The sequence below is a fragment of the Daejeonella sp. genome (assembly GCF_044342615.1).
In the GTDB taxonomy this organism is placed as follows: Bacteria; Bacteroidota; Bacteroidia; order Sphingobacteriales; family Sphingobacteriaceae; genus Daejeonella.
Genome location: NZ_JBIIPN010000030.1, coordinates 1 through 22,985 on the forward strand (window position 1 = coordinate 1; position 22,985 = coordinate 22,985).

The 22,985-nt window shown below is 35.6% G+C and carries 14 protein-coding genes and 1 pseudogene; 6 read left to right on the forward strand and 9 right to left on the reverse strand.

Translation table 11 applies throughout. The features are described 5' to 3' along the window. The 4 genes and pseudogenes from ACIQ0D_RS04365 to ACIQ0D_RS04380 form a co-directional block, all read right to left on the reverse strand. Positions 1 to 487, reverse strand: a pseudogene (locus tag ACIQ0D_RS04365) (selenocysteine synthase); the annotation flags it as partial. A 55-nt stretch (positions 488 to 542) separates the two neighbouring features. Then, positions 543 to 2,123, reverse strand: coding sequence for a sodium/solute symporter (locus ACIQ0D_RS04370; RefSeq protein ID WP_395803345.1), 1,581 nt, complete (start codon positions 2,121 to 2,123; stop codon positions 543 to 545). Positions 2,124 to 2,148: 25 nt separating this feature from the next. Continuing rightward, the gene (locus tag ACIQ0D_RS04375) at positions 2,149 to 2,448 is read right to left on the reverse strand and encodes a DUF485 domain-containing protein (RefSeq protein ID WP_395803346.1); all 300 of its coding nucleotides are present in this window, start codon (positions 2,446 to 2,448) and stop codon (positions 2,149 to 2,151) included. 199 nt (positions 2,449 to 2,647) lie between these two features. Next, positions 2,648 to 3,871: a DUF5009 domain-containing protein gene (locus tag ACIQ0D_RS04380; protein WP_395803347.1), complete on the reverse strand. Its 1,224-nt coding sequence runs from the start codon at positions 3,869 to 3,871 to the stop codon at positions 2,648 to 2,650. A gap of 114 nt (positions 3,872 to 3,985) precedes the next feature. On the opposite strand from ACIQ0D_RS04380, the gene ACIQ0D_RS04385 reads away from it, so the two are divergent. From ACIQ0D_RS04385 to ACIQ0D_RS04400, 4 genes are all read left to right on the forward strand, one after another. Next, positions 3,986 to 4,654: an N-acetylmuramoyl-L-alanine amidase gene (locus ACIQ0D_RS04385; RefSeq protein WP_395803348.1), complete on the forward strand. Its 669-nt coding sequence runs from the start codon at positions 3,986 to 3,988 to the stop codon at positions 4,652 to 4,654. 42 nt (positions 4,655 to 4,696) lie between these two features. Next, on the forward strand, positions 4,697 to 7,579 hold the full coding sequence (locus ACIQ0D_RS04390) for a tetratricopeptide repeat protein (protein ID WP_395803349.1): 2,883 nt from the start codon (positions 4,697 to 4,699) through the stop codon (positions 7,577 to 7,579). 553 nt (positions 7,580 to 8,132) lie between these two features. Then, entirely contained in the window at positions 8,133 to 12,488 is a 4,356-nt protein-coding gene (locus tag ACIQ0D_RS04395) for a CusA/CzcA family heavy metal efflux RND transporter (RefSeq protein ID WP_395803350.1), read from the forward strand. Positions 12,489 to 12,532: 44 nt separating this feature from the next. Further along, the gene (locus tag ACIQ0D_RS04400; RefSeq protein WP_395803351.1) at positions 12,533 to 13,663 is read left to right on the forward strand and encodes an efflux RND transporter periplasmic adaptor subunit; all 1,131 of its coding nucleotides are present in this window, start codon (positions 12,533 to 12,535) and stop codon (positions 13,661 to 13,663) included. 273 nt (positions 13,664 to 13,936) lie between these two features. On the opposite strand, the gene ACIQ0D_RS04405 is transcribed toward ACIQ0D_RS04400, so the two are convergent. From ACIQ0D_RS04405 to ACIQ0D_RS04420, 4 genes are all read right to left on the reverse strand, one after another. Continuing rightward, positions 13,937 to 15,019: a formylglycine-generating enzyme family protein gene (locus ACIQ0D_RS04405; RefSeq protein ID WP_395803352.1), complete on the reverse strand. Its 1,083-nt coding sequence runs from the start codon at positions 15,017 to 15,019 to the stop codon at positions 13,937 to 13,939. A 91-nt stretch (positions 15,020 to 15,110) separates the two neighbouring features. Then, positions 15,111 to 16,316, reverse strand: coding sequence for a mannonate dehydratase (gene uxuA / locus ACIQ0D_RS04410; protein WP_395803353.1), 1,206 nt, complete (start codon positions 16,314 to 16,316; stop codon positions 15,111 to 15,113). Further along, positions 16,317 to 17,132: an SDR family oxidoreductase gene (locus ACIQ0D_RS04415; protein WP_395803354.1), complete on the reverse strand. Its 816-nt coding sequence runs from the start codon at positions 17,130 to 17,132 to the stop codon at positions 16,317 to 16,319. An 18-nt stretch (positions 17,133 to 17,150) separates the two neighbouring features. After that, the gene (locus ACIQ0D_RS04420) at positions 17,151 to 18,197 is read right to left on the reverse strand and encodes an aldo/keto reductase (RefSeq protein ID WP_395803355.1); all 1,047 of its coding nucleotides are present in this window, start codon (positions 18,195 to 18,197) and stop codon (positions 17,151 to 17,153) included. A gap of 319 nt (positions 18,198 to 18,516) precedes the next feature. On the opposite strand from ACIQ0D_RS04420, the gene ACIQ0D_RS04425 reads away from it, so the two are divergent. Both ACIQ0D_RS04425 and moaCB read left to right on the forward strand, forming a co-directional pair. After that, positions 18,517 to 21,135, forward strand: a complete 2,619-nt coding sequence (locus ACIQ0D_RS04425) for an outer membrane beta-barrel protein (protein ID WP_395803356.1) — start codon at positions 18,517 to 18,519, stop codon at positions 21,133 to 21,135. 277 nt (positions 21,136 to 21,412) lie between these two features. After that, complete coding sequence (gene moaCB / locus ACIQ0D_RS04430; protein ID WP_395803357.1) at positions 21,413 to 22,363, forward strand: bifunctional molybdenum cofactor biosynthesis protein MoaC/MoaB; 951 nt, start codon at positions 21,413 to 21,415, stop codon at positions 22,361 to 22,363. A 10-nt stretch (positions 22,364 to 22,373) separates the two neighbouring features. Here moaCB and ACIQ0D_RS04435 read toward each other — a convergent pair whose 3' ends face one another. Continuing rightward, entirely contained in the window at positions 22,374 to 22,880 is a 507-nt protein-coding gene (locus ACIQ0D_RS04435; RefSeq protein ID WP_395803358.1) for a DUF4251 domain-containing protein, read from the reverse strand. Positions 22,881 to 22,985: the final 105 nt, after the last annotated feature.

A 22,985-nucleotide genomic window follows, 5' to 3' on the forward strand; every position in this document is an offset into this window, starting at 1 on the left:
CACAGTTCTTCATCGCTTGATAATAACCAATATCATGACCTTTTTGAAGAATAACCTCAGTTTTCATGCCCGAACCCTCCAAATGAGGTATCATCGCTGCTTTTTTAGCATCTAAGCCAGAAAGTACACCAGCAGTACCAAGCATAATTGCAGAAAATGCACCAGAAGTTACCGTTGCAGCTTCTGCATGGCATAATTCAGCGATTTTTGCTCCAACCTTATCTTGCAACTCATCTAACATGCAATATCTTTTTGAAGAATTATTGATTGCATCAATCACTTCAGGCTGCATTAAAGAACCAGTCATGAATGTTAGTGTAGCACGCGCATTGATGAATGTGCGGATCCCTAATTCTTTAAATAAATCTCTTTTTGCTGCCGTGGAAGCAATACTTGCTACTTCTGAAGCATTTGCACTTGCGCCTGAAAGCACTCCTCCTGCTAGAGGAAGGACTGTTAAACCCTTTATGAGGTCTCTACGTTTCATAGTTATATTTATTTATTATAAAATTTTAAACAGCTTGAATCAAATCAAACATCCATTATTTTTCTGAGCCATGACCGAGGTAAGTTCTCAATTTTTCACTTTCAAATAAGTCTGCAGCTGCTTTCTCTGGTTTTGCAAGCGAAACAATTATCCCCACAACAAATGCCGCTGTCATCGATACGATAGTTGGGTTTTTAAGTGGAAAAATAGCGACTTCATTACCCATAATATCTACCCAAACTGTTGGACTGATAACAATCAAAACAAGAGATAAAACAGCACCAGTAACCATGCACCAAACAGCACCTTGGGTAGTAAACTTCTTCCAAATGATAGACATTAATAAAGCTGGGAAGTTTGCACTTGCAGCAATAGAAAAGGCTAATCCTACCATGAAGGCCACATTTTGTCCTTTAAACATCAGTCCTAATGCCACTGCAAGCACACCTAAGAAAATGGTAGCACGCTTTGCGACTTTTATCTCCCCTTTTTCATCAGAAATACCTTTTTTAACAACGTGGACATATAAATCATGTGAAATAGTTGAAGCACCAGACAATGTTAATCCGGCAACTACCGCTAAAATAGTAGCAAATGCTACTGAAGCAATAAAACCAAGGAATGCACTACCTCCTGTATTTTCAGCAAGAAGTAAGGCAGCCATATTTCCTCCCTTATCTAAGCTTAAAATGGCATCCTTACCTACTAAGGCTAAGGCTGCAAATCCGATAAAGAAGGTCAAAACATAGAAATAACCAATAAAACCAGTCGCAACAAATACCGACTTTCTAGCCGCCTTATCATCAGGAACGGTATAGAAACGCATTAAAATGTGTGGCAAACCAGCCGTTCCAAGCATTAATGCTAACCCTAAAGATAAAGCATCGAATGGATTAGTGATAAATCCTCCAGGAGCGAGCATATCTGCTCCGTATTGGGTTTTAACTGATTGGAAAAGTTCTGCGGGACTAAAATTAAATTGTGCAAGTGCTAATAATACCAACATGGTTGCTCCTGATAGTAATAAGACTGCCTTAATAATCTGCACCCATGTTGTAGCAAGCATACCTCCAAATAATACATACATAGTCATCACCACACCAACAACCACAACTGCAATTTCATAATTTAATCCGAATAGAGTTTTAATCAAACTCCCTGCACCAACCATTTGCGCAATTAAATAAAATGAAATGGTTAATAAAGATCCTACAGAAGCTGCTATACGAATAGGTCTTTGTTTTAGACGAAATGCAACTACATCCGCAAAAGTATATTTACCTAAATTACGTAAAGGCTCAGCAACAAGAAACATAATCAATGGCCATCCGACAAGAAAACCAATCGAGTAAATTAGTCCGTCATAACCCTTTGTAGCCACCATCCCAGCAATACCAAGAAATGAAGCCGCACTCATATAATCGCCGGCAAGTGCCAAGCCATTTTGGAAACCTGATATATTACGCCCTGCAGCATAAAATTCGGAGCCTGTTTTTGTTTTTTTAGCTGCCCAATAAGTGATATAAAGTGTAACAGCTACAAAAAGAAAAAATATCGCTATTGAAACTGGATTTGCAGTACCCAAAGTGGAAGCTGTTCCGCTTGGGTTTACCTGAAGAAGTGAATTTAAAGACATATAATGTGTGAGTAAAATTTAAAATTTATAGCTTTTTTTTGATTTCGTGGACATCAGCATCATAGTAGTTATTTGCCCAATACACGTAAAGGCCTGTAATGAGCCAAGAAAAGAAAATGATTCCCAAGCCTACCACAATGGCTAGGTTAATTGAATCGCCTAAAGGCATTTTTAGGAATTCTTTATCATAAGCAACAACTAATAAAAAGCCTATATAAACAACTAACATTACTAAAGTGAAAGAGAGTGATATATTCCACCTAGTTTTTACTAACTTTTTAAATTCAGCACTTTCTAAAATTTCATGTGTTTTAGCACTATCCATAATTTGTAAAATATTGATTTATAACAGTTTATATAATTAATTAAAAAATAAAATCATTTATCTGACTTAGCAATTTAAATGGCTCTATCATTTTATAATTCTATGAAAAAAAAATGAATTATTACAAATTCATGATGAATCTTTTGAAAGAACACAAAAACGTTACGTTTTCAAGTAGAATTTAGAGGGGCAATTCAAACTAGATTCTCAATCGAATTCCACTTGAATTTAATTTCTTGGTGATAAAAACACACAATAATGCAAACAAAAAGGATTTTAATAGACCTATCCCTCCTGTTGTAAAAATTTCAGGCAATTTAAAATCGGTTAAGACATACATCCCATAAAAAAAATAAGGAATGAGGTAACATAAAAGAGTATCTGTGCCAGCTGGCTTGATAAAATTAAAGTATTTTCCCTTACGCAAAACATCAACAATCCAATAAATCAAAATTAAGGCTAATAAAGTGATTGCAGAACATAAAAACAACCATGCCGGTGTTGCACCCAATTTTGAGAGCCCCCAATAGGGACGAGTAATTAATGAGAGAATAATTAAAGCAATTGAACTTAAAATAAAGGATATAATGAGCTTTAAATTAGCATTTTTAGATACAAAATACCTAAAAATGACTGAAGAAAGAACGCCTCCCATGGTAAGCGCGACCAAGGTTCCGCTTTTAATTGTACCAGGAATATACTGAAAAAAATCGGATTTTGGAAATAAATCGGATTTATTAAGAATGCTTATAGCACAAAAGAAGATCCATCCCAGCAATAAAACATATCCATTATTCTTAGCAAATACAGTGATTAAAGCCGAAGCAAGATAAGCCCAGCCTATTAATCCGAGAATACCCCACCAATGCGCTTCAAATCGAGCATCTCCATTGTCGCCTCCGCGATAAAAGAAAGCAAGTATCAAAAGACTCAAAATTGCTGAATATTGAAGGATAGATTGTAAAAGCGCAGATGTTTTCGAGGTATATTTATTCCAAATTAATATAAAACATAAACAAACCATTGGAAACCAAGTTCCTGCTTTAATTCCGCTTGCCTCGTTATTGATTGTTTCTCCATTAACCAAGAAAACACCCATGGTTAATAGTGCTAATGTTCGAAATAAAACATGTTTTAGAATTTGGGTGGTTGACTCCCCTTTTAGTCTTCTATGTTCAATGGCATAAGGTAGTGAAAGTCCCACGATGAACAAAAAAGCTGGAAAAATAACATCAGAAAAACCAATTCCATCAACTCCTCGAGGAGCGTGCTTCAACCAGTCTGGAATATTAGTTAAAGTGAAAAAATCATTCACAAAAATCATCAAAACCATGGTAACTGCCCTAAGGATATCGATTGAGTCAATACGCTGCGATAAACTTTTAGCTGCTGATTGATGAATTTCTGTGGGAATGGAGTTCATTGTTAAAAAAGAAAATATTTATTTTTAATTATTAAAATTCATCATCTAAAATAGCAATATCGATTTAATAAATACTTGAAGATTATCTACATTTATGAAAATAATATAATCGTCATGAAAATCGGCTTCAGATCAATACTACTTTTCGGATTAATCATATTTTCTGGATACTCTTATGCACAAACATTTAGAACCTTTAATAAGCCAGTGGTTTTTGATGAAGAGCGAAAGAAACTGTCTATTCAATATTTAAAAGAGCGACATGGTATTATTCAAGACTCAGCTACTATTATTCCGAGAATGATTGTTTTACATTGGACCGCTATTCCAACATTAGAACAATCATTTGATGCAATGAATCCGGCAGTACTTCCCGGAGCACGAAAAGGCATCGCTGGAGCCAGCAGTCTTAATGTTGCTGCACAGTTTTTAGTCGACCGCGATGGCATGATTTTTAGGCAGCTACCCGAAACAGCCTTTGCACGTCACGTTATAGGACTAAATTATTGCGCTATTGGTGTAGAAAATGTAGGAGGCAGTAATGCCTTATTAACTGAAGAACAATTAGATGCCAATGAAGCGCTAATACGCTATTTGAAAAAGAAATATAATATTGAATATGTGATTGGACATCATGAATACCAGAGTTTTATTGGTCATCCGTTATTCAAAGAAACAGACCCGAATTATTTGACCATAAAAAGCGATCCTGGAGATGAGTTTATGACAAAAATCAGAGAACGAATTAAGGATTTAAATATTAAAGGAGCGATAAAGAAATAAATAGGATTTCTTGATAAATTTCATGCTTTATTACATCTAATAATGAAAAAGATTTTAATAACGATTACAATTATACTCTCCTTTAATAGCACAATACTAATCGCTCAAACCATTCACCCAGATAGCATTTTACTCATTAAGCAAGGTTTAAATAAAAAGAAACAAGAGCTAAGTTTAGAGCTATCAAAAAAGTCGGGTGACCCCATAGCCCTTTTGGAACGAATGTTAGAATTAGGCATGTGGCAGGAGGCTTTGCAAGGCATTAATTTATTAAAAAAGGGCAATCCTGCACAAGAACTTTTACTCGCTAATTACCTCATTTTGAATAATGATTTTAAAACAGCTGAAAAGCATGTTAATCAGGTTTTAGTTCAATACAAACAAAATGAACAGGCCATTTATCTAAAATCTATTTTGGAAATGCATGCCTGGCGATTAAGCAATGCCTCTTCCCTTTTAGAAAATGCCATCAAAAATAAATCCTCCGAGAAATTACAATTAATGCTGGGTCGCATACGAATTTTAGAGAAAAAATACCCAGAAGCTTTAGAAATAGCAAAAAAAACACTGAAATTAAATCCCAATAGCGCCGGAGCCTACCTTTTGGAAGCAGATGCTTATTTCTGGGATCAGCAGGCTGATTTAGCTCTTGCACCACTTCAAAAATCGCTTGAAATCGACCCTTTTAATGCCGATGCTCGCTTTTATTATGGCTATGCCATTTGGCGTAAAATTGATGCCCGCCTGCTAAACGACATGGCAAATCAATGGGATATCGCATTGAGCATTAACCCATTACACTATCAAACGCATTGGCATTGGGGAAATGGGCATACCAATTTAACTTATGCTGATTATGCCGAAAAAGATGATGATCAAATTCGCAAAGAACTAGAAAAAAGTGATGAGCTTGTCCGAGACAATAAAATAGCACAATCCTTAGCCTACACCAATTCAGTCAAGGAAAAGTACCCCAAGTCTATCCTACCCGACTTACACAAAGCATCTATCTATTATACAGCATATGATCTTGACCGGAAAACCCGTTTAGACTCCGCAGAGCATATTTTCAGAAATATATTAGAACATAAAAAACATTATGGTCCGGCACATAACGGACTTTCAGCAGTAATTAAATCGAAGCGAATTTCTTTTCTATCTACTTATGATTCAATTACAAATGAGCTAAACAAAACAAAAATCAGCGATTTAGAGAATTTCAAAAAGGTTTTTCCTGATGTAGATTATTTCCCTGGTGATGCTGTAAAAGCCATGGCTTGGAATCAGCTTTATACTTCTGTGGTTTACTTCCCATTCCTTTCCAAGCAGAATAATTCATTTCGTATTCCCCCATTGCATAAAGATTTAGCTGTGACCATGAATGCGCCCTATTTTAGATTTATGACAACATTTGATAACCGTCAATGGATGGATATTAGAGGTGTTGGCAGTGGCGCAGCAGCCATCGAATATGTAGAAAGAGGAGCATTTATGGAGCGAAATGTAATCCTACATGAATATGTTCACTTATTCCATGGAAGAGTGCTTAGCGATTCAGAAAATAGAGCAATAAGAGCCTTATATTATCAAGCGATGACCGAGAAACGTACGCTTGATTATTATTCTCAGAATAATGAAAGTGAATATTTCGCTCAGACCTATCCTGCTTATTTTGAACCTATTAAGGTGCACCCATTGGATTTTAAATCGATGAACACAAGCTCAGATCTGATGAAAAAAGATCCGAAAATGTATCAATTTCTCGACCAATTAATAAAAAAAGAGCGAGCCTATTTGGCGGGTAATAAACAAGCAATGGCGACTAATTGGGCACAAGTTTATATCAATTTGAGCAATGCTTCAAAACAAAAAAACAAGGAATTGGCAAGCGCACATTTAGATACTGCCTTAAATTATGATTCTAAATACCTACCTGCATTTCTTGCTAAGGCATTTTTAAGCATGGAGAACAATGATTTCGGTTCTGCAGAAAATTGGATTCAAAAAGCAGAGCAAATCAATCCGAAATATGCGCCAATCTATGTGACTTATGCCGAATTACGTGCTAATCAGGTTCTTGCTAAGAAAATTGATCAACAAAAATCCCAAAATGATCAAATATTTTATTTGAACAAAGCATTTGGACTGGAAGATGATTATCAAGAATTAGCCGATATCAATAGAAATTTAAGAGAAGTTTATAAAAGCTATGGTATGATTCCCGAAGCTATTCAATCAGCAGATAATTATGCTAAAAATGCCTCTGTAATCTCCACTTATCTACGAGATCAAAGGAATGATGCTTTGGCCTTTTCGGCAGCACTTAGGTCAGAATTAGGCGATAAAATGGCTAAAAATATGCTAAAAGAACTTGTAGAACAGAAGCCACAAAATTACGAATTTAGAAATCTTTATGCCGACGCACTTTTTAAAAATAAAGATTATGAAAGGGCGATTTTGACGATAAAAGAAGCGCAACGAATTTTGACTGCTTCGGGGAATTCTAGAGCCGATTTTAATCTAAGAATTGCTGAATTTTACCAAGAAATGGGCAAAATGGATAGCACAGAGTCTTACTTAAAATCTGTGAAGCCCAAATCATTACGTGATTTAGATAAATTGAGATTAGCACGCTTGTTAATTTCAAATCAGAAAATTACACAAGCAGATGAAGTATTAACACTTACTAACAAAAGAGAAGAACCATACTTCATGGCTGAATATTTTTATACTTTGGCAATTCTTGATGAAGCAAAATCTGATAAAAAAGGGTCAATTGAGCAGCTAGAAAAGGTAATTGCCGCTAATCCTTTCCATTTAAAAGCCATTGAAAAATTAGTTGAATGCTATGAAAATGAAGGACTTAAAATAAAAGCTGAGGACTTAAAATCAAGATTAAATCAGATTAAAAACATGAAAATTTAACTAAAATTGAATTTTGACGTGAATTTATGATATATAGAGGCATATTAATTGATAAATTAGAATTCACGAAAGATTTTTGTATTTTTAATTCGTGAAAAAGTTGATATCCATACTTCTTATTTCTTCGTTTTTAATCTCAAGTACAGAGTTTTATCAAATCTTGAAGGTTCCATTTTTATTGGAACATTTTAAGGAACATAAAAGCTTGAACGAAGGCACAACATTTTGGAGCTTTTTATCTATGCATTATTCAAATAATGACATAAAATATGCAGATTACGAAAAGGATATGCGTTTACCCTTCAAATCAAGTGAAGGCTCTCTGCACCTCTTGAGTATATCTTTTATTAATTATTTTAGCACTACAAAATTACACAAGCCGTTCGCTAAGACATTAAAAACATACAAGATTTTTAATGATCATAAATTCCAGTCCTCCTACCTTTCTAATATCTGGCAGCCGCCAAAATCCTGCTAAAAGATTGAATATTGATTCATAAAAAATACTTTTTGTCTCAATTATAATTTTTTAGATAATTTATTAATAAAATTTATGCTTAATGCTATCATAGAGTTTTCTGTAAAGAACAAACTCATTATCGGATTATTTGTCCTAGGTCTTATTGGTTATGGTTCTTACGAAGCCACCAAACTACCTATCGATGCTGTTCCTGATATCACAAATAATCAAGTCCAGGTAATAACAGTTGCCCCTTCTTTTGGCGCTACTGATATTGAGCGACTTTTAACTTTCCCAATTGAGCAGGCTAATAGTAATATTAAAGGTCTGAAAGAAATAAGAAGTTTCTCTCGATTTGGCTTATCACTCGTAACCATTGTCTTTGAGGACGATGTAGATATTTATTGGGCGCGGCAGCAAGTGGCTGAGCGACTTCAAAAAGTGCAGACAGAAATACCGCCAGGTATTGGAAATCCGGAATTAGGCCCCATTTCTACTGGGTTAGGTGAAATTTACCAATATGTAGTCAGACCCAAGGAAGGCTATGAAGAAAAATACGATGCTACCGAATTAAGAACCATTCAAGATTGGATTGTTCGCCGACAATTACTTGGTGTTGAGGGAGTTGCAGAGATAAGCAGCTTTGGTGGTAAATTAAAGCAGTATGAAATATCGGTCGATCCTAATAAATTACAATCCTACAATTTAACAATAAACGATGTTTTTAATGCCTTAGAACGCAATAATCAAAATACGGGTGGTGCTTATATTGAAAAAGGCCCTACTGTATTATTTGTTAGATCTGAAGGTTTAATTGGCAACATCGCTGATATCGAAAAAATAAACATCAAAAGTAGCCAGTCGGGAAACCCAATTTTTATTCGTGATGTAGCTCAAATTAACATAGGCCATGCAACTCGCTACGGAGCTATGACTTTTAACGATAAGGGAGAGGTATCAGGTGCTGTAGTGATGATGATTAAAGATGCTAATAGCAGCGAAGTCATTAAGAATATAAAAGACCGGATTGAACTGATTCAAAAAACATTGCCAGAGGGAGTAATTATTGAACCCTTTCTTGATCGGACAAAAATGGTAAATAATGCCATTTCAACGGTACAAAAAAACTTAATTGAAGGAGCATTGATTGTTGTTTTCATTTTGGTTTTGTTTCTTGGGAATTTCAGAGCAGGTCTTTTAGTGGCTTCGGTAATCCCCTTATCCATGCTTTTCGCGATTATTTTGATGAATACCTTCAAAGTGAGTGGGAATTTAATGAGTTTAGGGGCCTTAGATTTCGGTTTGATTGTGGATGGAGCCGTGATTATAGTAGAGGCTGTAATGCATCAATTAGCACTTGGTAAGAAATTTGGAATAGTGAAGCGACTCACACAGCCTGAAATGGATGGAGAAGTGAAGAAGTCGGCGAGCAAAATGATGAACAGTGCAGTTTTCGGACAAATAATCATTTTAATCGTTTACCTACCCATATTTACACTTCAAGGCATAGAAGGTAAAATGTTTAAGCCAATGGCACAGACAGTCGCATTTGCCCTTCTAGGAGCATTTATACTCTCTTTAACCTATATTCCTATGATGAGTGCCTGGTTTTTGAGCAAAAAAATAAAGCATCAGCCTAATTTATCGGATAGAATCATGTTTAGAGTAGAGGAATTCTATCAGCAACAATTAACAAAAGTATTGAGAATACCTAAAATCATTTTAGGAACTGTTTCTGCCTTATTTATTGCGGCTATTATCATTCTTTCCAATTTAGGTGGCGAATTTATTCCAGCCTTAGAGGAAGGAGACTTTGCAGTAGAGACCCGTGTATTAACTGGAAGTAACCTTAAAACCACAATTGAAAGTACCACCCAGGCAGCAAAAATTTTAATAGAAAAATTTCCGGAAGTAGAAAAAGTGGTCACAAAAATTGGCAGTGGAGAGGTTCCAACAGACCCTATGCCCATGGAGGCCAGCGATTTATTGGTCATCATGAAGGATAAAAGTGAATGGACTAATGCCGAAACCTTTGATGAAATGGCTACAAAAATGAGCGAAGCGCTCGAAGATGTTCCTGGCATCACGGTCGGCTTCCAATATCCAGTCCAGATGCGTTTTAACGAACTCATGACCGGTGCAAGACAGGATGTTGTACTCAAAATTTTTGGTGAGGATTTAGACACTTTATCAAAATATGCTGAGAAATTAGGCAAAATTGTAAATGGTGTTGAAGGTAGCCAAGACCTTTATGTTGAGGCCATAACAGGCATGCCTCAAATAATTATAGACTATAATCGGGATGCTATTGCTCAATATAATTTGAATATCTCTGATATCAATAGAGTAGTTAATTCTGCGTTTGCTGGCCAGAGTGCAGGATTAGTATTTGAAGGTGAAAAGCGTTTCGATTTAATGGTTCGATTAAATTTAGACAAACGAAAAAACCTCGACGATGTTCGAAATTTATTGATTCCTAGTCCGCAAGGCACCTTTATCCCCCTCCATCAATTAGCCAGCGTAGAAATTAAAAACGGTCCCAATCAAATACAACGTGAGGATGCAAAGCGCAGAATTGTTGTTGGTTTTAATGTGCGTGGACGCGATGTGCAGAGCATTGTTAACGAATTACAAACAAAAGTAGACAAGCAGATTAATTTACCAGCTGGATACTTTATCACTTATGGAGGTGCTTTTGAAAACCTAAATGCTGCAAAACAAAGACTTATGATTGCCGTTCCTGTATCACTCGCATTAATTTTTATCCTTTTGTTTTTTGCATTCAATTCGATAAAACAAGGATTGATTATTTATACCGCCATACCATTGTCGGCAATTGGGGGAATTTACTTTTTGGCACTGCGAGGCATGCCTTTTAGCATCAGTGCTGGAATTGGTTTTATTGCACTTTTTGGTGTAGCAGTTCTAAACGGAATTGTACTAATAGCAGAGTTCAACCGACTAAAAGAATCTGGTTTAAATGATTTAAAAGAAATAGTTTTAAAAGGAACAAAAACCAGATTACGCCCAGTATTAATGACTGCTTTTGTAGCTTCATTAGGCTTCCTCCCAATGGCATTAAGCAATGGCGCCGGTGCTGAAGTCCAGAAACCATTAGCAACCGTTGTAATTGGTGGTTTAATGATTGCTACCCTTCTTACCTTATTTGTCTTGCCTATACTTTATATTCTTTTTGAAGGAACCTCAACACTTAAAACTTATAAAAAAACGGCTACAGCTTTATTAATTCTCTGTTTATTAGGGTTATCAAATGTTAATGCACAAGAAAAAGTTGATTTAAAAACAGCAATAGATTTAGCCTTAAAAAATAATCGAAGTGTCAAAAATGAGATTTTAAAGGCTGAGTACAATCAAAAGCTGATTAAAACTGCTAATAATATCAATCAGGCGACATTGAGTAGCGAATTTGGACAAATTAATAGCATTTATACCGATAGTCGCTTCGGCTTATCCCAATCTTTTAGCTTCCCAACAATTTATTCAAACCAGAGAAAATTATTGAATGAAGAATGGAAATCGTCTGTTTTAAGTATTGCATTAAAAGAATCAGAAATCAGAAAATCGGTAAGTCAATTGTACTATTCTATCCTCATATTAAAAGAAAAAGAGCGATTACTAAAGGAGGCCGATAGCATATACATTGTTTTTCAAGAAAAAGCTGAATTACGTTTTAAAGCAGGTGAAAGCAATGTTTTAGAAAGTGCTACTGCCAAAACCCAAAGAGGAAGTATCTTCTTGCAGCTCAGGGCTTTACAAGAAGAAATTGAATTGGCAAAATTGCAATTTCAGCTGCTATTAAATACAGAAAACAGAATGGAGCCTGCACCGATGCCGTCTTTAATCCCAACCTTCTATTCGCTTGATAATCAAAGTTTTGCGAAGCATCCACTCTTGAAAATCGCTGAACAGCAAAAAAATATTGCTTCGGCAAATACGAAGCTTGAAAAATCGAGGTTTTTGCCAGAATTAAGCTTAGGATATTTTAATGCTAGTATTAGGGGAACAGGTGCAGATGATCAATATTACCCTAGTTCGAGGCGTTTTGGATCAGCATTTTTAGGAATAGGAGTACCGATTTTTACATCTGCCCAAAAAGCAAGAGTAAATGCCTCTATCCTATCAGAAAAGATGGCTGAAAACAATTTTCAAATACAGAAAAGTACGGTAGAAACCGAATATTTAAGTGCTATGTCGCGATTTAAAACCTACAATGAAACACTTAAATATTTTGAGGAATCTTCTCTTCCTGAAGCGAAAAAAATCAGACAATCGTCTTATAATCAATTTATCAATGGAGAAATAAACTATTTAGAATGGGTAATGTTGAATAATCAAGTTTTTACACTTCAGAATAATCATCTTGATTTGATAAGGGGACTTAACGAAAGCGTTTTACAGATTAATTACCTAAGTCATCAAGAAAAATAAAATCGTTTTAAACAAAGATTATCTATCATTTTTAACATAAATAAATGAAAAATATATACCTAATCGCCTTCGCATTTTTGATTACAGCATGCGGATCTGGCACAGAGCAAGAAACAAGCACAGAGGCTAGCAATGTCACAGAAAATGTAATTGTGCTTAATGAAAAACAATTGAATGCAGCCAAACTTTCATTCTCTAAACTGGAAGAAAAAGTAATTGGTTCATTTATTACCGCAAATGGCAGTATTGACGTACCACCTCAGAATATGATTTCGGTGAGTGTACCTTTGGGAGGTTATTTAAAATCGACCAAATTATTACCTGGATTACAAATTAGAAAAGGAGATGTTATTGCAATTATGGAGGATCAGCAATACATCCAAATGCAGCAAGATTACCTTACCACAAAGGCAAAATTAGTTTATAGCAAATCTGAATTTGAGCGCCAAAAAGAGCTCAATGCGAGCAAAGCTAGTAGCGATAAGGTATTTCAGCAAATTCAAATGGAATACAATACACTTCGAATTGCATTGAATTCGCTGGAGCAAAAATTAAAAATGATTGGCATAAAACCTGAGTCGATCACTGACAATAACATCACAAGCACTATTAAAATTTATTCACCAATTAATGGATTTGTATCCAATGTAAATGTGAACATTGGTAAATTTGTAAACCCATCAGATATACTTTTTGAATTAATTGACCCCTCTAATATTCATTTAAATCTTAAAATATTTGAGAAAGATTTAAACCAACTTGCTATCGGACAAAAGCTAATTACCTATTCGAATACCGATCCAAGTAAAAAATATGCTGCCGAAATCAGCCTGATTAGTAGAGATTTATCTGAAGAACGCATTGCAGAAGTACAATGCCATTTTGAAAATGCGGATAAAAGTTTGGCACCAGGAATGTACATGAATGCTGAAATTCAATTGAAAAATGATCGGAAATTAGCAATCTCCGAAGAAGCAATCCTTAATTTTGAGGGATCTGACTATATTTTTGTTAAAAAGAGCAATAATAGCTTTGAAATGACCCCTATAAAAATAGGTACTATTGAAAATGGATTTGTTGAAGTTATCAACGCAGAGACTTTTAAAGACAAACAATTAGTCACAAAAGGAGCATACACCCTTTTAATGAGCTTGAAAAATAAATCAGAAGAGTAAATAAAATAAAAAGAGATGTGTTTTTTGTGAACATATCTCTTTTTAAGAATTCCATGAAAATGGTAGGAAATTTAGTTTTTTGTAAATCTATTAGGTTTACTGCTGCAACAAGATTTTTTGACTTTGGTGTTATTCTTAACTGCTACTGTCTTAGTCTCCGCAGACTTCTTTTTTTCACCTGCATTACAAGATGATATTGATACAGCTAAAACTAAAATAAAACTTAGAAAAATATTAAAAGTGGGTTTATAATTCATTTTCATCTTAATATTTCTACTTAACACATCTAAATCCCAAATTACTCATTCCAGAATCAGGAGAGCTTTTCATACGTCTTGCCGATCGATAACCTGAACAATAGGAATCATTACACATGAAAGAACCTCCTCTAGAGACCTTTTTAGGGGTATAAGGTTCATCAGGATCAAAACTATCATTTGGTCCCAAAGGGTTTCTAATTCCATTCGGACTATTAACTGTTGAATAATAGTCGTTGCGATACCAATCAGCACACCATTCCCAAACATTTCCTGCCATATCATAAAGCTTATAGCTATTGGGAGCAAAAGATTTTACAGGCGCTAAGCCTGTAAATTTATCAAAAGCTGTATTAGAATTTGGGAAGGTTCCTTCCCAAGTATTTGCTTTAGCTTTACCCGTATTTATATGCTCATTACCCCATGGATAAATATTATTATTCAATCCACCTCTAGATGCATATTCCCATTCAGCTTCTGTGGGAAGTCGCTTGCCAGCCCATTTACAATAAGCCATAGCATCGTCCCAACTGATATGAACAACTGGATAATTTCCTTTGCCCGTAATATCACTTCCAGGACCCTCAGGATGCTTCCAACTTGCCCCTGGAACCCAAGTCCACCATTGCGAATAATCGTTTAAATCTACTTGCTGAGTTGGAGGCGTAAATACCAGCGATGCTGCAACCAATAATGATTCATCAGGTTTAGGAGTCCCGGGAGGCAATTGTTTTTTTAATTCCTCCCAATCTGGTTTTCTTTCGGCGGTGGTTAAATAACCCGTACTTTCCACAAATTTTGCAAACTGATCGTTAGTTACTTCATGCTGATCCATCCAAAAGCTATCAATCATCACTTTATGTTTAGGATATTCATCTGGTGAAGCTTGTTGATTATCTCCACCCATCATAAAAGTACCTTCTGGTATCATTACCATTCCGGTTTTGGAGGTATCACCATTAAAAGAAATTTGATCTAAACCAATTGCCTTTGGTGTTGCCTCCTGCTCATCGGAAGGGCTTGTTGCTGGTCCGCAAGATGTTAAAACCGCGAAAAGAGCTATAAAAATAATAAGATAATTTAATAGATGCTTTTTCATTCTTTTGAAAAAAGGTAAAATCAAGAACAATAATATACAAAATTTCAATGATATTTCCAAGGAAAATCGATTAAATCGGATCTGAGAAGCATCAAGCTGAATCCGCAAAACTTTTTATAATCCCATATTCCAGTCCTCTTAACTCAGCAAGCCCTCGCAAGCGCCCAATAGCCGAATAACCAGGATTAGTTTTCTTTTTTAGATCGTCCAACATTTGATGACCATGATCTGGGCGCATAGGAATTGATACCTTCCTAGCTTGAGATATTTTCACTAATTGCTTCACTACTTGATACATATCAACGTCACCATCTAAATGATTGTCCTCATAAAAATCGCCAAATTCATTTCGTCTTGTACTTCTTAAATGGATAAAATTAATGCGATCTCCAAACTGTTCAATCATTTTGGGTAGATTATTGTCAGTCCTTACCCCAAATGATCCTGTACAGAAACAGAGTCCGTTAGCTAGTGAAGGCACTGCAGAAATCAATTCTTCAAAGTCGGATGTCGTACTAAGCACCCTCGGAAGCCCCAAAATCGAATAAGGTGGATCATCTGGATGAATCACCATTTTTACACCACATTCATCAGCTATTGGAATAATCTCTTGTAAAAAATAAATCAGATTTTTTCGTAATCTGCTTGCATCAATTCCTTGATAGGTGTCTAATGCTTTTTGAAATTGAGTAATGGTAAAACTCTCCTCACTCCCAGGTAAACCCGCAATAATATTTCGGGTAAGTAACTCCTTTTCACTAGCGTTCATTTCGCTAAAGCGGATTTTAGCGCGTTCAATTTCATCCTCAGAATAATCTGTTTCTGACCCCGGACGCTCTAAAATAAATAGATCAAAGGCAATAAAAGCAGCTTTTTCAAAACGTAAGGCTTTAGAACCATCTTCAACAACAAATGCTAAATCGGTACGTGTCCAATCGAGCACAGGCATAAAATTATAGGTGATAATTTTTATCCCACAAGAAGCCAAATTGCGGATACTTTGTTTGTAATTATTGATATATTTCTGAAAGTCACCTTGTTGGGTTTTTATATGTTCATGAACTGGAACACTCTCAACAACACTCCAAATTAAGCCAGCATTTGAAACTTCTAATTTCCGCTTTTCAATTTCGGCTATCGGCCAAATTTCGCCATTTGGGATGTGGTGAAGTGCTGTTACAATCCCTGAGCATCCTGCTTGCAAAATATCTGATAAACTTACTGGATCATTTGGGCCATACCAACGCATGGTTTGTTGCATTCCGTAAGAACCTGTAATTGAATAATTAACACTCATTTAAACACCTCCAAAAATTGAAAATCCACCGTCAACACAAATCATTGAGCCCGTAACAAATTTGGAAGCATCACTTAAAAGCCAGACTAATGCGCCTTTCAGTTCGTCAGGGTGACCAAAACGCTTAAAAGGTGTATTTCTGATTACTTTTTCACCGCGCTCGGTAAAGGTTCCATCAGGATTAGTAAGGAGATTTCTATTTTGTTCAGTCAGGAAAAAACCAGGCGCAAGGGCATTCATACGAATACGATCACCATAACGATTTGCGAGCTCTACGGCAAACCATTGATTATAACAATCAACTGCCGCTTTTCCCATATTATAGCCCAAAACACGAGTTATAGCACGTTTTGAATTCATAGATGAAATATTGACAATGCTCCCCTTCTCGGCAGTTTGTACAATGGCTTCACCGAAAATTTGTGAAGGAATTAATGTCCCCCAAGTATTAAGGTCCATCACTTTCTTCATTCCCTCCAAATTCATTTTAAAAATATCTTGATCGGGCATAAGTACTCCTTCCGGCTTATTACCTCCTGCCCCATTTACTAAACCATCAATTTTCCCAAAAGCATCTAAAACCTTGTTTTTAGCGTCTATTAACTGCGCTTCATCCATGGCATCGGCAATAAGTGCAATGGCATGACCACCCGCTTTATTAATAGCATTGGCACGCTCATTAGCCACTTCCACATTTCTTCCTAAAATTCCAACAGTTCCACCTGCTTCAACTATTCCATTGATAAAGGAATTACCCAAAATACCTGTCCCGCCCGTAACAACTATTACTTTACCACTTAAAGAAAACTCATTCATATCTATTTAAGATCTTTTTTAATCAATATTTACAATTTCACTAATCATTTTAATCTGCTCATCATTAAGCTTAATTTTTCCTGCAGTTGCATTCGACTCTAGCTGTTGAAGGTTTGAGGAAGACGCAATTATTGGTCCCATTCCATTCATATTCAACATATAAGCAATCACCATTTGGCTCAATTCTATGTTGAATGAAATGGCCAACTTAGCAAGTTTATGGAGCTTTTCCATGTTTTCGGGACTAGTCTTGGCAGCTAATTCTCCTTCGTCAAAAAGTCGGTCGCCGGGTCCAACATTTTTCAAATCCAGATATCTATTACTTAGCAATCCTTTAGCCATCGGACTCCAAGCGATAAAAGATAGGTCATTTTTTTGTGCATAATTACGAACACCTGAAAAGTTGGAATTTTCATCATCAAGAAGGTCAAACTGATTTTGAACTGCTAAAATACGACTACGAGAGGATAAATTTTGTTGAGCAATTTGATAAGTTTCTAAATGCTCAACTTTAAAGTTTGATACCGCGAAATATCGGACAAGATCCTGTTTAACAAGGTCTTCAATAGCCAAAAGACTCTCTTCGGGAGGAGTATTGAGGTCAAATGTATGAAAATATAAAAGATCAATATGGTCTGTTTGGAGTCGTTCAAGGCTTGCGTAAACAGCCTCCATAATATTTAAACGCGAATAACCACAATGGTTCGGCGTTAATCCATCCATCGTACCTCCCATTTTTGTAGCAAGTACTACATTTCGGCGTTGTTCAGGATTGTTTTGAAACCATTTCCCAATTATGCGCTCACTATTTCCTGATGCATTATTGTATCTATTGGCAGTATCCCAAAACGTCACTCCTAATTCAATGGCTCGATCAAAAATCTGAAAAGATACTTTTTCACTAATGCGGGAACCATCTCCTAGCTTATCATAACCCATTTTCCAGGTCCCAAGGCCTATATTCGACACTTTCAACCCCGATTTTCCCAAAGTTCGATATGGCATTTCATTAAATGAATCGACCACAAAGGGAGCATTATAAAAGGAATTATGAGGTTTTTTCATGAGTATGATGCAAAAATGGAGCTATTTAATGCTGAGCTAGTGAAACAAAATATAATTCGAATTTAAATTAATTTTCAAATGAATTCAATTCTTAGCATTTTTTAATCATTTATAACGATCCAATAATATGTTAATAATTTAAAGGTAAAAGAATTGGCTTTTTTAATTCAAATCTGATTGAACAGGTCGATCAAACTAAAATGATAACAATGTAACATTAAGATTAGTATTCCATTTAGAGGCATATAAGTCTGTATATTCGCAAATATTTGTTACATGACTCAGGAATATCTTTAATCTATTCCTGTCAAAAAAATCTATGAAAAGACTCATTATCATTCTTCTTTTTATCTTCTCGAGTTCACAACTTTTTGCTCAAAATTATACGGTAAAGGGAATGGTTCATGATAGCACTGGAATACCACTAACAGGAACATTGATCAAGCTAAAATGGGGTAAAGACAGTATTGCTACAGCTGTAGATATTGATGGTGCCTTCACTTTAAATAATGTAAAATGGCCTGAATTTAATTTTTCAGCTGCTTTTTTAGGTTTTGAAACCTTCATGAAGACCTATAAAATCACATCAGGTAACACCTTAAATATACCAATTATCACTTTAAAAACTTCTAGCAATACCTTAAATGAAGTTGTAATAAGTGCAGTTACTTCTATAAAAATTGGAGAAGATACCGTTTCATTTAATGCGGCTGCTTACCCTGTCAGACAGGGAGATGCTGTAGATGAAATACTTAGAAAGCTTCCCGGAGTAAAAGTTGATGTAGATGGAAATGTAACGAACCAAGGACAAGCGATAACAAAGATAAGGATCAATGGAAAGGATTTCTTTGGGACTGATGTAGCAACTGCGATTAAGAATTTACCTGCCGATATTATTAAAAACCTTCAATTTATTGACGACTACGGTGATCAGGCAAGGCTAACTGGTATAAAAACTGGCGAGCCTGAGAAAATATTGAATTTAACAATTCAAGAAGATAAAAAGAAGGGTTATAGCGTTAGAATGTCAACAGGAAGAGGAAATGAAGATCGTTATAACAATTATATCAGAGCAAATACCTTCAAAAATGATCAACAAATATCATTTGACGGAACAATTAATAATTCGAATACTCGAGGAGGTGCAAACGGGATAACCACTACCAAAGCTTTTAATACCAATTACCGTAATGATTGGGGCAAGAAATATTCGGCTGATGCTGCATACAGCTTTAGCAATAGAAGTAATAACACCCTTACAAAAACATTTACACAGAATTTTCTAGAAAACTTCACCCGCAGTGAAAATGCTTTTACTAATAATAGTAGTACTAATTTTAGCCATGAATTAACAGGGAATTTCGAGTATAAACCTGATACATTGAATTATTTTAAACTTTCGCCACGTCTAACCTTTAACGATAACAATTCTAATAATTCTGGATTATTTGATATCGAACAAGAAGCTTTAATTACAGAAAGAACTAATGAATCGGGCACTGATGCTAAATCCCTGAATTTATCAACTAACTTATTTTATAACCATAGGTTTGCTAAAAAAGGTCGTAGCATGAGTTTAAGAGGTAATTTTAACATCTCTGATGGTCAAAATTTTAGAAATGTCTTAAACAATTATTTAATCACTCAGAACGGACGAGATTCAACGAGACTTCAAAATCAATTAATCGATAATGTAAATGATAACTTATCTCTATGGGCCAATATTTCCTATATGGAACCCATTGCACCTAAGAATTATGTTGAGCTAAGTTATAGTCGCAGTTACTCAATTACAAATACAAACCGTGAGACAAATGATGTGCTCAATTCAGTTTCTACCTTCAATCCAGAATTGAGTAATGATTATGAATATTCCTTTACAACAAATCGTTTCGGATTAAATTATCGCTTTATTGAAGATAAATTCAATTATACTTTAGGAGTAAATGCCCAACCGGCACTATTGGAAGGTAGAAATATAAGCAGAGGTATTGATACTAGAAATGAGACATTCAATATTATACCTACGGCGCGACTATCCTATAAGTTTTCGAAGCAGCAAGCATTACAAGTAAACTATTGGGGTAGAAATAACCAACCAGGCTTTTTACAATTGCAACCTATAACCGATAATTCCAACCTGCAAAATACAATAACTGGAAATCCGGACCTAGACCCTGAATTTGTTCATTCATTCAATGCAAGATATAATCAGTCGGATTGGGATAAGGGTCATATTTTATATGCTAATATAGCTTTCAATCAGACTCAAAATAAAATTGTTACTACTAAAATACAAGTCCCAAATACCATTAACCAGGTTACAAGCTATATCAATACTAACGGTTTTTATACCGCCCAAGGCGACTATTCTTACGGTGTACCTTTTGCTGAGCGTAAATTTACCATAACCTACTCAGGGCGTGGATCTTTAAATAATAACGTAGCCTTTATTGATCAGGCTAAAAATATTGCTAAAAACTTGGTAGTGCAGCAGGAACTAGAGTTTGAGGTTGATATTGAGAATATTATAGATGTTGAACTAGAGACATCCTATTCGATTAATACTACCAAATACTCACAAGAAAGCTTCGCTGATCGTAAGACTAATACCTTTCAATTCGTTTTAAGAGGAAGAAATTACTTCTTCAAAGACCTAACGTTGGGCTACGACCTACGAAAAACGATCAATACTGGATTTGACAATTCAATCGTTAGAAATCCTACTATTTTAAGATTATATACTGAATATCGCTTCATGAAAGCCAATATTGGTGCCATTAGATTTGAAGCTTTTGATATTTTCAATCAAAATACTGGTATTTCAAGAGATGTATTCGACAATATCATCATCGACAGACAAGTAAACCGCCTTGGAAGGTATTTTATGCTTTCGTTTAACTTAAGATTGAATAAGTTTGGGGGGAGGAGTAGTTAGTTAGTTAGTTGGTTAGATGGTTAGTTGGTTAGATGGTTAGATGATTGTGCCCTGAGTTAATGAAATTGGTTGTCAGTTATCAGTTGTCAGTTATCGGTTGGAAGTTATCAGTTAACAGTTATCAGTTGTCAGTTGTCAGTTATGAGTTATGAGTTATCAGGCTGGGCAGATAGGTCTCTAGCAATCATCCTAATCAAATTAATCATAGTTCAGACATATTTTTAGCATTCTTATCTCATAAACATTAACTTTGGTTTAGAGAAAAACTACCATTCAAATGCGCGATATCAGTCACAAACAGATTACCCTACGCAGTGCAAAAGCTATTGCAATTATATTTTGTTCCGAATCAAGTATTGAATTAATCCAATCCAATAAACTTCCGAAAGGTAATTTATTTGATGTGGCGCGTGCTGCGGGTTTTTTAGGTGCAAAGCTTACTCCACAACTCCTTCCCCACTGCCATCCTGTAACTATTGATGGCATGGATTTTACATTTAACTTTATTGATAAAAACCTCCATTCAGAGCTTTTATCTGAAGAGCTACTAAAAAGAACTGGAATTGTTATTCTTGGTGAAGCTAAATCCATCGGCCGTACTGGTATTGAAATGGAAACTTTAACGGCGGTTTCGGTGGCAGCTCTCGAAATTTACGATATGCTCAAGCCTGTAGATACTCAATTGGAAATCGGAAATATCCGTTTATTAGATAAAAAAGGTGGGAAAAGTGATCGTAATCGCCATTTAGAATACACTCCTACTTGTGCGGTTTTAGTCTGCTCCGACTCCACAGCAAAGGGTGAGCGTGAAGATCAAAGCGGAATCCTAATCACAGAAATGCTTAAAAATGCGAATGCCTCTGTTTTACATTATAAAATCCTTCCCGACGATAAAGAGTCTATTCAAAAGCAAATCAAAGCTTGGGTAGCTGATGATATCCAATTTATTTTCACCACGGGCGGAACAGGTTTAGGTCCCAGAGATAATACCGTAAGTGCCGTAAGAGAAATTATTGAGCGTGATGCAGATGGAATTACGGAGGCTATGAGAAACTTCGGACAAATGCGTACTCCATTAGCGATGATGAGTCGCTCTGTTGCTGGTGCCATTGGAAAAAGTATGATTATTACCCTTCCGGGAAGCCCTAAGGGTGCTAGAGAATCATTAGAGGCTATTTTACCTGGAGTGTTCCATGCACGTAAAATGATAGAAGGTGAAGGGCATTAATCTCCTAAAACTATTTCTTTTCTAAAAATTCACGGGAAACCAGCTCTCCATAAAAGGAAATTGACTGTCGGTGCATACTATTAACTGTTAAGGTTGCATATCCTGAACTAGACACGGAAAGCATCATCAAATCTGGATCTGAAGGTTTATTAATGCGTATTTTTATCTGAAAACCAGCCTTCTTAGATTCCTTCATTGAATAATCAAAGTCGGTAGAAGTAAAACTCAAAGGACTTTCAGTTGTTCCCATTGGTGCTCTAAAAGCAACACCAAAATAGGGCAAATGACTATCTAATGAATCTTTATTGATTTTCAAAAAATATATGGATGTAAGTCTTATAAGCGAACCGGAAAGTGGCGTTGCCGACTCAGCAAGGAAAACATAATCTTTACTTTCAATCAGGCGCTTTAATCCTGCTTTCATTTTTTCCTGACGCGTTTGTGCTTGAATAGAATGGGATAAAATCACAAAAAGCATTAGAAGACAAGTACTGATGTAATAAATTTTACTTTTCATAGTCCTTTATTTTAGAAATACAAGCAAAAACCATGCTATAAATAGAGAAAGACTGGCTGGTACGGTGACAACACCGACCAGAGGGAAGCGTCAAAAGACAAGTAG